This is a genomic window from Streptomyces sp. NPDC052721 (assembly GCF_040678315.1).
In the GTDB taxonomy this organism is placed as follows: domain Bacteria; phylum Actinomycetota; class Actinomycetes; order Streptomycetales; family Streptomycetaceae; genus Streptomyces.
Map to the genome: position 1 here is coordinate 237,680 of NZ_JBFATL010000004.1, position 13,124 is coordinate 250,803.

At 71.3% G+C, this 13,124-nt stretch carries 10 protein-coding genes, 1 pseudogene and 1 riboswitch; of the genes and pseudogenes, 6 read left to right on the forward strand and 5 right to left on the reverse strand.

Annotation, left to right across the window (positions count from 1 at the left end; translation table 11 throughout):
- Positions 1 to 535: 535 nt before the first annotated feature.
- Positions 536 to 712, forward strand: a riboswitch (cyclic di-AMP (ydaO/yuaA leader).
- Positions 713 to 717: 5 nt separating this feature from the next.
- Positions 718 to 1,209: a transglycosylase SLT domain-containing protein gene (locus tag AB0L21_RS06380; RefSeq protein ID WP_365782524.1), complete on the forward strand. Its 492-nt coding sequence runs from the start codon at positions 718 to 720 to the stop codon at positions 1,207 to 1,209.
- 40 nt (positions 1,210 to 1,249) lie between these two features.
- Here AB0L21_RS06380 and AB0L21_RS06385 read toward each other — a convergent pair whose 3' ends face one another.
- The gene (locus AB0L21_RS06385; RefSeq protein WP_365707891.1) at positions 1,250 to 2,062 is read right to left on the reverse strand and encodes an HAD family hydrolase; all 813 of its coding nucleotides are present in this window, start codon (positions 2,060 to 2,062) and stop codon (positions 1,250 to 1,252) included.
- Between the two features lie 309 nt (positions 2,063 to 2,371).
- Between AB0L21_RS06385 and fahA the strand changes: the two genes are divergently transcribed.
- The 5 genes and pseudogenes from fahA (at position 2,372) to AB0L21_RS06410 (ending at position 5,706) form a co-directional block, all read left to right on the forward strand.
- Complete coding sequence (fahA, locus tag AB0L21_RS06390; RefSeq protein WP_365707893.1) at positions 2,372 to 3,589, forward strand: fumarylacetoacetase; 1,218 nt, start codon at positions 2,372 to 2,374, stop codon at positions 3,587 to 3,589.
- 245 nt (positions 3,590 to 3,834) lie between these two features.
- Complete coding sequence (locus tag AB0L21_RS06395) at positions 3,835 to 4,773, forward strand: M56 family metallopeptidase (protein WP_365707895.1); 939 nt, start codon at positions 3,835 to 3,837, stop codon at positions 4,771 to 4,773.
- 108 nt (positions 4,774 to 4,881) lie between these two features.
- Positions 4,882 to 5,010 (forward strand): annotated as a pseudogene (locus AB0L21_RS06400) (hypothetical protein); the annotation flags it as partial.
- Between the two features lie 89 nt (positions 5,011 to 5,099).
- Complete coding sequence (locus AB0L21_RS06405) at positions 5,100 to 5,372, forward strand: hypothetical protein (protein ID WP_365782526.1); 273 nt, start codon at positions 5,100 to 5,102, stop codon at positions 5,370 to 5,372.
- 109 nt (positions 5,373 to 5,481) lie between these two features.
- The gene (locus tag AB0L21_RS06410) at positions 5,482 to 5,706 is read left to right on the forward strand and encodes a HEAT repeat domain-containing protein (RefSeq protein WP_365782606.1); all 225 of its coding nucleotides are present in this window, start codon (positions 5,482 to 5,484) and stop codon (positions 5,704 to 5,706) included.
- A gap of 29 nt (positions 5,707 to 5,735) precedes the next feature.
- Here AB0L21_RS06410 and recQ read toward each other — a convergent pair whose 3' ends face one another.
- From recQ to nuoL, 4 genes are all read right to left on the reverse strand, one after another.
- Entirely contained in the window at positions 5,736 to 7,736 is a 2,001-nt protein-coding gene (recQ, locus tag AB0L21_RS06415) for a DNA helicase RecQ (protein WP_365782528.1), read from the reverse strand.
- A 205-nt stretch (positions 7,737 to 7,941) separates the two neighbouring features.
- A complete protein-coding gene (nuoN, locus tag AB0L21_RS06420) occupies positions 7,942 to 9,591 on the reverse strand; it encodes an NADH-quinone oxidoreductase subunit NuoN (protein ID WP_365782530.1) in 1,650 nt (549 codons plus the stop codon).
- On the reverse strand, positions 9,588 to 11,159 hold the full coding sequence (locus AB0L21_RS06425; RefSeq protein ID WP_365782532.1) for an NADH-quinone oxidoreductase subunit M: 1,572 nt from the start codon (positions 11,157 to 11,159) through the stop codon (positions 9,588 to 9,590). The genes nuoN and AB0L21_RS06425 overlap by 4 nt, the downstream gene beginning before the upstream one ends.
- Before the next feature lie 5 nt (positions 11,160 to 11,164).
- Positions 11,165 to 13,111, reverse strand: a complete 1,947-nt coding sequence (gene nuoL, locus AB0L21_RS06430) for an NADH-quinone oxidoreductase subunit L (RefSeq protein WP_365782534.1) — start codon at positions 13,109 to 13,111, stop codon at positions 11,165 to 11,167.
- Positions 13,112 to 13,124 lie beyond the last annotated feature (13 nt).

Here is a 13,124-nt window from a genome sequence, read left to right on the forward strand (position 1 = left end):
TCCTGTCTGCTGGTGTCTGCTGGCGATTACACGGTTTGTCGATAGGTCGCTGCCCTCACTCAAGTCAGCGTATCCGGTCCTCTTTCGATCACCGATAGCGCCCACCGGTCCAGCCCGGGCGATACCGGACCATGACCGGCATGGTCTTGATCACACAGTGTGAACGGAAATTTATCCATATAAGAGTAATCCGGACACTGTGCCCCCACCTCGGCAACGACGCGCCCCATATGCCAGGTTCCGGCATCACCCCGACTTCAAGCATGAATCCCCCTAATCCCCCATGTCCGATTTAAAACTGTTTGCTATTTCGTGAATTGGGTCACGCGACCGGCCGCCCCACCTCCCCGGCCGAACCCCCGTGACCCCTTGCGCCGTTGGCGAGTTGAGCATTGGCAACCGCAAAGGATCAAGCACCCCATACGCCGTCGATCAAGGTCAAATCGCACGTTGCATGAATCCGGCCCTTGTTCCCGACATGTGCTCTCGCATACGTTCCGGGCCGTCGGGCGGACGCCGAATCCTGCCGCCGCCCGCATACCCATCGACGAAATTCGTACGGCAGGAGCGGGGGACCCAGGTAAGCCGCCGGTCCGGACGGCACACGCCGCGCCGGACGGCTAGGGGTGAAGCCATGCCTCCGTCAGGGGCACGGCCGGGCACCTCCCCGCCCGAACCCGACAGCTCACCCCGCAGGCGCCGGAGAGGAACGCCCCCATGTCTGCTGTCGCTCAGCCCCGCCGTACCCGGAACAGCCGTCTCGTCCGCGCGCTCACCGCCGCCGGCACCGGCGCCGCCGTCCTCGCCCTGCCGCTCATCGGCGCGACCAGCGCCTCCGCGGCCCCCAGCACCGCCACCACCACGGCGGCCACCACCCCCGCCGGCTACCCGAACAACCTCGACGGCTGGATCCGCGAGTCGCTCGCGATCATGGCCGAGAAGCGCATCCCGGGCACCTACAACGGCATCTACCGCAACATCATCCGCGAGTCCTCGGGCAACCCGAACGCCATCAACCTCTGGGACTCCAACGCCGCCAAGGGCATCCCGTCCAAGGGCCTGCTCCAGGTCATCGACCCGACGTTCAACGCGTACCACGTGCCCGGAACGTCCTTCAACATCTACGACCCGGTCGCCAACATCACCGCCGCCTGCAACTACGCGGCCGCGCGGTACGGGTCCATCGACAACGTGTTCGGCGCGTACTGACCGGCACCGGCGGCCGGGCCGGGCGCTACTGATGTTCCGGTCAGTCGGTCGGGAAGAGTCGTTCGAGGACGACGGCGATGCCGTCGTCCTCGTTCGACAGGGTGACCTCGTCGGCCACCGCCTTGAGTTCGGGATGCGCGTTGGCCATGGCGACACCGCGCCCGGCCCAGTCGAACATCGGGATGTCGTTGGGCATGTCGCCGAACGCGAGAGCCCGTTCGGCGGCGATCCCGAGACGTTCGGCGGCCAGCGCCAGCCCGGTCGCCTTCGTCACCCCGCACGGCTGGAGCTCCACCGTGCCCGGCCCCGACATGGTGACCGTCGCCAGCGAGCCCACCGCCGCGCGGGCCACGGCCGCCAACTCGTCGTCGGACAGGGTGGCGTGCCGCAGCAGCACCTTGCTGATGGGCGCGCACCACAGATCGTCCCGCCGGCCGACCCGCACCGCGGGCAGCGTCGGGTGGGGCATCCGGTAGCCCGGCTCGATGAGCGTGAGCCCGTCCACGCCGTCCTGGTCGACCGCCGCGTAGATCTGCCCCACCTCCGCCTCGATCTTGCCGAGCGCGGTCTCGGCCAGCTCCCGGTCCAGCCGGACCGACCACAGCAGACGGTCGGTACCGGCGTCGTAGACCTGGGCCCCCTGCCCGCACACCGCGAGCCCGGCGCAGCCGAGGTCCGCCAGCAGCGGCCGCACCCGCGGTGCCGGGCGGCCCGTCACCACCAGGTGCCGGGCACCGGCCCGCGCCACCCGCGCGAGCGCGGCGAGGGACCGGTCCGAGACGGTGTCGTCGCCGCGCAGCAGCGTCCCGTCCAGGTCAGTGGCGATCAGTGCATATGCCGGGGTGGGTGCCATGATCAGAGAATACGGACAGGACGCCCCGCCGACTCACCCGTCATTCCCCGCACTTACGTGCCGTTCCCGCCAACCCCTCACCGTGGACCGCGCGGTGAGCGCCGCTCAGTCGTGGGGTGCGGCCAGGTGTGTGACCAGGCGCGGTGAAGCGAACTTGAGCAGGGGGCTGCCGTCCTCCGCCTCCGCCCCCAAACCTTTCGAGCACCTGGTGAGGCACTGCCCAAGACACTCAGCTCGGCCGTAACGTGTGGCCCGACCACATGGAACGCGGTGCCATGCATGGCCCGGATGAGAGTGAGGCAGCACCCCATGCCCCCCTTCGACGTCCCCGAGGGCGACCCCTTCGGTCCGCACAACCTCCCCTATGGCGTGTTCGCGCCCTCCGGCAGCACGGAGCGGAGGATCGGCGTCCGGCTCGGGAACCACGTCCTCGACGCGGGCGCCGCGGCCGCCGCGCTCGGCTCGCCCCACCAGCCGCTGCTCGCCCGGCCCACCCTCAACCCGCTGCTGGCCGCCGGCCGCTCCACCTGGTCGGACGTACGGCGCGCCGTCACGTCCTGGGTCACGGACCCGGCGCACCGCGCGACCGTCGAGCCGCTGTTCCACCCCCTGTCCGAGGTGACCCTGCACCTGCCCTTCGAGGTCGCGGACTACGTCGACTTCTACGCCTCGGAGAACCACGCCCGGAACGTCGGCCAGATCTTCCGCCCCGACGCCGAGGACTCCCTCACCCCCAACTGGAAGCACCTGCCGATCGGTTACCACGGCCGCTCCGGCACCGTGGTCGTCTCCGGCACGGACGTCGTACGGCCGTCCGGGCAGCGCAAGGGCCCGGCCGACCCCGCGCCCGTCTTCGGCCCCTCGATCCGGCTGGACATCGAGGCCGAGGTCGGCTTCGTCGTGGGCGTGCCGTCGCGGCTCGGCAGCCCGGTCGCGCTCGGCGGCTTCCGGGAGCACGTCTTCGGACTGTGCCTGCTGAACGACTGGTCCGCGCGGGACATCCAGGCCTGGGAGTACGTCCCTCTCGGCCCGTTCCTCGGCAAGTCCTTCGCCACCTCGGTGTCGGCGTGGATCACTCCGCTGGAGGCGCTGGAGCACGCGCGCGTGGCGCCTCCGGAGCGCACCCATCCGCTGCTGCCCTACCTGGACGACTCGGCGCCCGGCACGGAACCTGGCGGCTACGACCTGCGCATCTCGGTCGCGGTCAACGGCCACGTCGTCTCCGAACCGCCCTTCTCCACCATGTACTGGACCGCCGCCCAGCAGCTCGCCCACATGACCGTGAACGGCGCCTCGCTGCGCACGGGCGACCTGTACGGCTCCGGCACGGTGAGCGGCCCCGCCGAACGCCAGCGCGGCTCCCTGCTGGAACTGACCTGGAACGGCCGCGACCCCCTCGAACTCCCGGACGGCAAACGGACCTTCCTGGAGGACGGCGACGTGGTCACCCTGTCGGCATGGGCCCCGGGCGCGGACGGCCGCCGGGTGGGGCTGGGGGAGGTCAGCGGGCGGGTGGTGTCGGGCTGACGCTGCGGGGGGTCGCCGGGCGGCTGTGCCGGGCGGGCCGGTGGCTTGTGTGGCGGGCCGGCCGGGCGCGGCGGGAGTCACGGGCCTGGTCCGGTCCCGGCGGATCGGTGTCGGCACCTGACTCCGGCCGCCCGTCTTCGTCATACTGACGGGGACACGCACCACGCGCGAGCCGCCGTCGCGTGACGCGTGCCCGGCACCACCGTCACCCGCACACCTCTCCGACCAGGAACCGGAGCCCCGGCATGACTGTCTGCCTGCTCCTGCTGAGCGTCGTCGCCCTGACGGCCGCCGTACCGGCGCCGCGCGCGCTGACCCGTGCCGCCTGGCCCGAGCGGGAACCCGTGGTCGCACTGTGGGTGTGGCAGTGCCTGGTCGCCACCGTCCTGCTGTGCTGCCTGACCGCACTGGTCCTGGGCGCGGCGGCCGTCTTCCACACCGTCCGCGACCGCGTGTTCGCGCCCGCGCCGCCCGCCGTCACCGCCGCGTACGACCTGTCCACCGCGCCGGTGTGGGCCGCCGCGCTCACCGTACTGCTGGCCTGCGGGGCCGCCTGGACGACGGCGATGCTGGCCCGCGAACTCGTCGAGGCCCGCCGCAGCCGGGGCCAGGCCCGGGCGCACCTGCGCGAGCGTGCCCCCGAGCTGCCGGCCGGGCTGCCGGCGGCGCGCGGGCCGATGCTGGTGCTGGAGGACGAGTACCCGGACGCCTGGTGGATGCCGGGTCACCCGCCGCAACTGGTCGTCACCACGGGGGCGTTGCACCGCCTCACCGACCTTCAACTGGACGCCGTCCTCACCCACGAGCGCGGGCACGCCCGCGCCCACCACGACTGGCTGCTGCACCTGTCCACCGCCCTCGCCACGGGCTTTCCGCGCGTGCCGCTCTTCGCCCACTTCTGCGACCAGACGCACCGCCTGGTCGAGCTGGCCGCCGACGACACGGCCTCCCGGCGCTGCGGGCACCTCACCACGGCCCTCGCCCTGATCGAGCTGAACCAGCACCGGGGTGTCCTGTCCTGCGACTCCAGCCGCCGTCTCCTCGGCGAGCGCGTCGACCGCCTGCTGGAGCCGCCGCCACGGCTGCTGCGCCGGCACCGGGCGCTGACGACGACAGTGGCCGCGCTGGTGCCGCTGATCCCGCTGCTGATCACCTTCGCCCCGGGTTTGACGGCACTGTCCTGACCGGATCCGCCGGGCGGCAGATCGTGCCCCGGAGAACGAGAGCACCGGCTGCTCGGGCTGCTGGGGCAGACCGAGGCGGAGCCCGAACTCTCGGCGGTCGAGCCGTGCCTGGCCGACTCCGATCCCCCTGTGCGCCGTACGGCCGTCGCGGTGCTCACGGAGACCGTGCCGCCCGGCACCGGCCGGGCCCTCGCCGGTGCGCTCACCGACCCCGATGCCGAGGTCCGCGCGGCTGCCGCGGCCTGGCTGCGGGAGGGGGTCGAGACGCTGCCGCCGAACCGGCCCTGGGCGCCGCTCTCGCCGGGGCGCTCGGTCAGGCCGACCCCGTGGTCCGGGCCGCCGCCCTCGATGTGCTGCGGGCCCTGCGCCTCGGCGAGGCCAGGGTGTTCGCGGCGGCGCTGGACGACCCCGGCATCGCCGTCCGGACGGAGGCCGTGCGGGCGCTCGTCTCGGTGGACGCGGTCCGGCCGCCGGCGGGCGCGGCGGACGATCCCTCCCGGGAGGTCCGGGTCACCGTGGCGAAGGCCCTGGCCACCGTCTCTCGGCGTCCCTCGCCGCGGCCGACCGGGATCTGCTCACCGCCGCTCTGGACCGGTTGACCGAGGACGGTGATCCGCTGGTGCGCGGCGCCGCGCTGGGTGCGCCGGCCGCCACCGGCTGCTCGCCGCCGCTGGCCGCACGTGCCGTGGCCGCCCTGTCGGACCCGGCCTGGCAGGTGCGGTCCGGTGCCGCGACCACGCTGTCGGCCGGGCCCGCGACACGGCCGTCCCGGCCCTCGCCAAGGCCCTTGCCGACCCGAACGCCGACGTCCGTGAGGCGGCGGTCCCGGCTCTGGGCCGGCACCGGACCTCGGCGGAGGCCCGCTCGGCCCTCGCCACGGCCACGGCCGACTCGGACGCGGACGTCCGGGCCCGTGCGGCGCGGGGGCTTTGAGCTCCCGCAGCGCGCCAGACCGTACCGGGCTATATCCAGTCGTCCGGTTCCGGCTCGTCCGGCGGTTCGGGCCAGTCGGGGTCCGGTGTGCCGCCGGCCGCCGGGGCTTCGTCGGCGGGCTTGGCGGCCCCGTCCAGGGAGGCCAGCACTTCGAGCACCCCTTCGCCGTACGTCACCAGTTTCTTCTCGCCGACGCCGTTCACCGTGCCCAGCTCCCGCACCGAGCCGGGCCACCGGGTCACGATCTCGCGCAGGGTGGCGTCGTGGAAGATGACGTACGCCGGGACGCCCTGTTCCCGGGCCTGTTCGGCGCGCCAGGCCCGCAGGGCCTCGAAGGCGGGGAGCAGCGCCTCGGGCAGCTCGGCCGCGACGGCCTTGGCCTTGCGGTCGCCCCCGGAGGAGCCGGTGGACCGCGTCCGGGAGGTGGCCGGCTTCTTCGGCTCCTTGCGCAGCGGCACCTCGCGCTCGCGCCGCAGCACCGAGCCGCTCGCCCCGGTGAGCGCCAGCGTGCCGTACTCCCCCTCGACCGCGAGGAGTCCCTGGGCCAGCAGCTGCCGGATGACCCCGCGCCACTCGGCCTCGGAGAGGTCCTGTCCGATGCCGAAGACGGACAGCTGGTCGTGGTCGAACTGGATCACCTTGGCGGTGCGCTTGCCGAGCAGGATGTCGACGATCTGCATCGCGCCGAACTTCTGCCCGCGCTCCCGCTGCAGCCGCACCACCGTGGAGAGCACCTTCTGCGCGGCGATCGTGCCGTCCCAGGTCTCGGGCGGGGTGAGGCAGGTGTCGCAGTTGCCGCACGCCGCGGCCTCGGGGTCCTGCCCGAAGTAGGCGAGCAGCTGGCCACGGCGGCACTGGGCGGTCTCGCACAGCGCGAGCATGGCGTCGAGGTGGGCGGCGGCCCGGCGGCGGAACGCCTCGTCGCCCTCGCCGGACTGGATCAGCTTGCGCTGCTGTATGACGTCGTTCAGGCCGTATGCCATCCAGGCCGTGGACGGCAGGCCGTCGCGGCCCGCCCGGCCGGTCTCCTGGTAGTACCCCTCGATCGACTTGGGCAGGTCCAGGTGGGCGACGAAGCGTACGTCCGGCTTGTCGATGCCCATGCCGAAGGCGATGGTCGCGACCACGACCAGGCCGTCCTCGCGCAGGAACCGGGCCTGGTGCGCCGCGCGCGTGGCCGCCTCCAGGCCCGCGTGGTACGGCACCGCCTGGATGCCGTTGGCGGTCAGGAACTCCGCCGTGCGCTCCACCGAGTTGCGCGAGAGGCAGTACACGATGCCGGCGTCGCCCGCGTGTTCCTCCCGGAGGAAGGCGAGCAGCTGCTTCCTGGGGTCGGCCTTGGGCACGATCCGGTACTGGATGTTGGGCCGGTCGAAGCTGGCGACGAAGTGCCGGGCCGTCGGCAGGTTCAGCCGCTGGGTGATCTCCTGGTGGGTGGCGTGGGTGGCCGTGGCGGTGAGGGCGATCCGCGGGACGTCCGGCCAGCGCTCGCCGAGCAGGGAGAGGGCGAGATAGTCGGGGCGGAAGTCGTGGCCCCACTGGGACACACAGTGGGCCTCGTCGATCGCGAAGACGGAGATCTTGCCACGGGAGAGCAGGTCCAGCGTGGCGTCCACGCGCAGCCGCTCCGGCGCCAGGTACAGCAGGTCCAGCTCGCCGGCCAGGAACTCGGCCTCGACCATGCGCCGCTCGTCGAAGTCCTGGGTGGAGTTGATGAAGCCGGCGCGGACACCGAGGGCACGCAGGGCATCCACCTGGTCCTGCATGAGGGCGATCAACGGCGAGACGACGACGCCGGTGCCGGGCCGGACCAGGGCCGGGATCTGGTAGCACAGCGATTTTCCGCCGCCGGTCGGCATGAGGACGACGGCGTCGCCACCCGCCACCACATGCTCGATGATCGCCTGCTGCTCACCCCGGAAGGCGTCGTATCCGAAGACCCGGTCGAGCGTGGCCAGCGCCTCGCTGTCGGCCGCGCCCGGCCCCTCGGTCACCTGTGCCATCTCGCTGATCCCGCCCGTCACGCCCATCGTCCTGTCCCCCGTCGGTCCCCCGTGTGTCGTCTCTCGACCGCTGCCTCCACCATAGGGGTCCGGACCGACAGCCCCGGAGTTATCCACAGGCTCGGTCGTTTCCGTGCGACACCGGTCAGCGATAGCCGGAGTGACCGCGGGAACACCGCTGCCCGGCGCCCTCCTGTGAGGGTGCCGGGCAGCGGCGCGGGTGACGCCGGCGTCAGCGCACGAAGACTCCCGCCTGGTTCGCCAGGTCCAGGAAGTACTGCGGCGCCACACCGAGGACCAGCGTCACGGCCACGCCCAGGCCGATCGCGAGCATGGTGAGCGGTGACGGTACGGCGACGGTCGGGCCCTCCGGCCGCGGCTCGCTGAAGAACATCAGCACGATCACGCGGATGTAGAAGAACGCGGCGATCGCCGAGGAGATCACACCGATCACGACCAGCGGGGCCGCGCCGCCGTCCGCCGCCGCCTTGAACACGGCGAACTTCCCGGCGAACCCGGAGGTCAGCGGGATACCGGCGAAGGCCAGCAGGAACACCGCGAACACGGCCGCCACCAGCGGCGAGCGGCGGCCGAGGCCCGCCCACTTCGACAGGTGGGTCGCCTCGCCGCCCGCGTCGCGCACCAGCGTGACCACGGCGAACGCGCCGATCGTGACGAAGGAGTAGCCCGCCAGGTAGAAGAGCACCGACGACACGCCGTCCTTCGAGGTGGCGATCACACCCGCCAGGATGAAACCGGCGTGCGCGATGGACGAGTACGCCAGCAGCCGCTTGATGTCGGTCTGGGTGATGGCGACGACCGCACCGCCCAGCATGGTGATGATCGCCACGGCCCACATGACCGGCCGCCAGTCCCAGCGCAGCCCGGGCAGGACGACGTACAGCAGGCGCAGCAGCGCGCCGAACGCGGCCACCTTCGTCGCCGCCGCCATGAAGCCGGTCACCGGGGTCGGCGCGCCCTGGTAGACGTCGGGCGTCCACATGTGGAACGGCACCGCGCCCACCTTGAACAGCAGGCCCATCAGGAGCATCGCGCCGCCGACCAGCAGCAGCGCGTCGTTGCCCATGGTGTTGGCGAGGGCCGGGTCGACGTCGGTGACCGTGCCGTCGACGACCTGGGCGATGCGCGCGTACGACATCGAGCCCGCGTAGCCGTACAGCAGCGCGATGCCGAACAGGGTGAACGCGGAGGCGAACGCGCCCAGCAGGAAGTACTTGACCGCGGCCTCCTGCGACATCAGCCGCTTGCGGCGGGCCAGCGCGCACAGCAGGTACAGCGGCAGGGAGAAGACCTCCAGTGCCACGAACAGGGTCAGCAGGTCGTTCGCCGCCGGGAAGATCAGCATGCCGCCGACCGCGAAGAGCAGCAGCGGGAAGACCTCCGTGGTGGTGAAGCCCGCCTTCACGGCGGCCTTCTCGCTGTCGCTGCCGGGTACGGAGGCGGCCTGCGCCGCGAAGGAGTCGACCCGGTTGCCGTGCGCGGCCGGATCCAGGCGCCGCTCGGCGAAGGTGAACAGGCCGACCAGTCCGGCCAGCAGGATCGTGCCCTGCAGGAAGAGGGCGGGGCCGTCGACCGCGATGGCGCCCATCGCCGCGATGTGCGCCTTCGTGGTGCCGAACCCGTCGGCCGCGAGCGCGACGACCGCGGCGAACGCGGCGCACAGGGCGACGACGGACACGAACACCTGCGCGTAGTAGCGGGACCGGCGCGGCACGAACGCCTCGATGAGGACCCCGACCAGTGCCGCACCGATGACGATCAGTGTCGGCGACAATTGTCCGTATTCGATCTTCGGCGTGTCGATCTTCGAGATCGGTTCGGCCGCGGTTGTCCACAGGCTGTGGACGGCTGGTGTGCTCACTTGGCCGCCTCCACCTCGGGCTTGGGGTCCTTCTTCTGGACGTCGGACATGGTCTGCTTGACCGCCGGGTTGACGATGTCCGTCACGGGCTTCGGATAGACGCCCAGGAAGATCAGCAGCACGATCAGCGGGGCGACGACCACCAGCTCACGCACGCGGAGATCGGGCATCGCGGAGACCTCCGGCTTCACCGGGCCCGTCATCGTCCGCTGGTACAGCACGAGCGTGTACAGCGCGGCGAGGACGATGCCGAAGGTGGCGATGACGCCGATCACCGGGTAGCGCGTGAAGGTGCCGACCAGGACCAGGAACTCGCTGACGAACGGCGCCAGTCCGGGCAGCGACAGGGTGGCGAGGCCACCGATCAGGAAGGTGCCGGCGAGCACCGGGGCGACCTTCTGCACGCCTCCGTAGTCCGCGATGAGCCGGGAGCCGCGCCGGGAGATGAGGAAGCCGGCGACCAGCATCAGGGCGGCCGTGGAGATGCCGTGGTTGACCATGTAGAGCGTGGCGCCGGACTGGCCCTGGCCGGTCATCGCGAAGATGCCCATGATGATGAAACCGAAGTGCGAGATGGACGCGTAGGCCACCAGGCGTTTGATGTCCCGCTGGCCGACGGCGAGCAGCGCGCCGTAGACGATGCTGATGACCGCCAGGACGAGGATGACGGGCGTCGCCCACTTCGACGCCTCCGGGAACAGCTGGAGGCAGAAGCGGAGCATCGCGAAGGTGCCCACCTTGTCGACGACCGCGGTGATGAGGACGGCGACCGGGGCGGTGGACTCCTGCATGGCGTTCGGCAGCCAGGTGTGCAGCGGCCACAGCGGCGCCTTCACCGCGAAGGCGAAGAAGAAGCCGAGGAACAGCCAGCGTTCGGTGCTGGTCGCCATGTGCAGCGAGCCGCTGGCGCGGGCCTCGGCGATCTCCGTGAGCGAGAAGTTCCCGGCGACCACGTAGAGGCCGATCACCGCGGCCAGCATGATCAGACCGCCGGCCAGGTTGTAGAGCAGGAACTTCACCGCCGCGTACGACCGCTGGGTGGCGGCCGTCTCCTCGCCGTGCTCGTGGGCACGGTCCCCGAAGCCGCCGATGAGGAAGTACATCGGGATGAGCATGGCTTCGAAGAAGATGTAGAAGAGGAAGACGTCGGTGGCCTCGAAGGAGATGATCACCATCGCCTCGACGGCCAGGATCAGCGCGAAGAAGCCCTGGGTGGGCCGCCAGCGGCGGCTGCCGGTCTCCAGCGGATCGGCGTCGTGCCAGCCCGCGAGGATGATGAACGGGATCAGTACGGCGGTCAGCGCGATCAGCGCGACCGCGATGCCGTCGACGCCCAGTTCGTACCTGACCCCGAAGTCCTTGATCCAGGCGTGGGACTCGGTGAGCTGGTAGCGGGAGCCGTCCGGGTCGAAGCGGACCAGGACGGTGATCGCCAGGGCGAGCGTGGCGAGCGAGACGACCAGCGCCAGCCACTTGGCGGCGGTGCGCCGGGCGGCCGGCACGGCGGCCGTGGCGACCGCCCCGAGGGCCGGGAGCGCCGCCGTCGCTGTCAGCAGAGGAAAGGACATCGGTATCAGACCGCCCTCATCAGCAGGGTCGCGGCGACCAGGAGTGCCGCGCCGCCGAACATCGAGACCGCGTAGGAGCGGGCGAAGCCGTTCTGGAGCCGGCGCAGCCGTCCCGACAGGCCGCCGAAGCCGGCCGCCGTGCCGTTGACGACGCCGTCGACCAGGGTGTGGTCGACGTACACCAGGGAGCGCGTCAGGTGCTCGCCGCCACGCACCAGGACCACGTGGTTGAAGTCGTCCTGGAGCAGGTCGCGGCGGGCCGCGCGAGTGAGCAGGGAGCCGCGCGGGGCGACGGCCGGGACCGGCTTGCGGCCGTACTGGGCCCAGGCGACGGCGACACCGATGACCAGGCAGACCATGGTGGCCCCGGTGATCACCCCGGCGCTGAGCGGCGAGTCGCCGTGATCGTGACCGGTGACCGGCTCCAGCCAGTTGAGGAAGCGGTCACCGATGCTGAAGAAGGCACCGCCGAAGACGGAACCGACGGCGAGGACGATCATCGGGATCGTCATGACCTTCGGGGACTCGTGCGGGTGCGGCTCGGCGTGCTCGCCCCGGGTCTCGGCGGCGGGCTCCACGCTGGGCTCGGCCGGGGACGGGGTCGGGGCGTTGCGCCACCGTTCCTCGCCGAAGAACGTCATCAGCATCACGCGCGTCATGTAGAAGGCGGTGATGGCCGCGCCCAGCAGGGCCGCGCCGCCGAGGATCCAGCCCTCGGTGCCGCCCTTGGCGAACGCCGCCTCGATGATCTTGTCCTTGGAGAAGAAGCCGGACAGGCCCGGGAAGCCGATGATGGCGAGGTAGCCGAGGCCGAAGGTGACGAACGTGACCGGCATGTACTTCCTGAGGCCGCCGTAGCGGCGCATGTCGACCTCGTCGTTCATGCCGTGCATCACGGAACCCGCGCCGAGGAACAGCCCGGCCTTGAAGAAGCCGTGCGTCACCAGGTGCATGATCGCGAAGACGTAGCCGATGGGCCCGAGGCCCGCCGCGAGGACCATGTAGCCGATCTGCGACATGGTCGAGCCGGCCAGCGCCTTCTTGATGTCGTCCTTGGCGCAACCGACGATCGCACCGAACAGGAGCGTGACCGCGCCGACGACCGTGACGGCCAGCTGCGCGTCGGGGGCCGCGTTGAAGATGGCGCCGGAGCGGACGATCAGGTAGACGCCCGCGGTCACCATCGTCGCCGCGTGGATGAGGGCGGAGACCGGGGTCGGGCCCTCCATGGCGTCCCCGAGCCAGGACTGCAGCGGCACCTGGGCGGACTTGCCGCAGGCGGCGAGCAGCAGCATGAGGCCGATCGCGGTGAGCTTGCCCTCGGAGGTGTCACCGGTGTGGCTGAGGACCGGGCCGAAGGCGAAGCTGCCGAAGGTGGTGAACATCAGCATGATCGCGATCGACAGGCCCATGTCGCCGACCCGGTTGACCAGGAAGGCCTTCTTCGCGGCCGTGGCCGCGCTGGGCTTGTGCTGCCAGAAGCCGATCAGCAGGTACGAGGCGAGACCGACGCCCTCCCAGCCGACGTACAGCAGCAGGTAGTTGTCGGCGAGGACGAGCAGCAGCATCGCCGCGAGGAACAGGTTCAGATAGCCGAAGAAGCGGCGACGCCGCTCGTCGTGCTCCATGTACCCGACCGAGTACAGGTGGATCAGCGAGCCGACGCCCGTGATGAGCAGCACGAACGTCATGGACAGCTGGTCCAGGCGGAAGGTGACGTCCGCCTGGAAGCCGGCCACGGGGACCCAGCTGAACAGGTGCTGCGTCAGGGTCCGCTGCTCCACGCCCTTGCCGAGCAGGTCGGCGAAGAGGATGAGGCCGAACACGAAGGAGGCGGCCGACAGGAGCGTGCCGATCCAGTGGCCGACGCGGTCGAGGCGCCGGCCGCCGACCAGGAGGACGGCCGCTCCGAGCAGGGGCGCCGCGATGAGCGGCGCGATCAGGTTCTCCACGATTCTTCCGACC

Excerpts from the sequence above, each read along its gene's own strand:
- recQ (WP_365782528.1), bottom strand. The coding sequence starts at position 7,736 with ATGGGCGTGACGGGCGGGATCAGCGAGATGGCACAGGTGACCGAGGGG.
- AB0L21_RS06425 (WP_365782532.1), bottom strand. The coding sequence starts at position 11,159 with ATGTCCTTTCCTCTGCTGACAGCGACGGCGGCGCTCCCGGCCCTCGGG.
- AB0L21_RS06380 (WP_365782524.1), top strand. The coding sequence starts at position 718 with ATGTCTGCTGTCGCTCAGCCCCGCCGTACCCGGAACAGCCGTCTCGTC.
- AB0L21_RS06385 (WP_365707891.1), bottom strand. The coding sequence starts at position 2,062 with ATGGCACCCACCCCGGCATATGCACTGATCGCCACTGACCTGGACGGG.
- AB0L21_RS06395 (WP_365707895.1), top strand. The coding sequence starts at position 3,835 with ATGACTGTCTGCCTGCTCCTGCTGAGCGTCGTCGCCCTGACGGCCGCC.
- fahA (WP_365707893.1), top strand. The coding sequence starts at position 2,372 with ATGCCCCCCTTCGACGTCCCCGAGGGCGACCCCTTCGGTCCGCACAAC.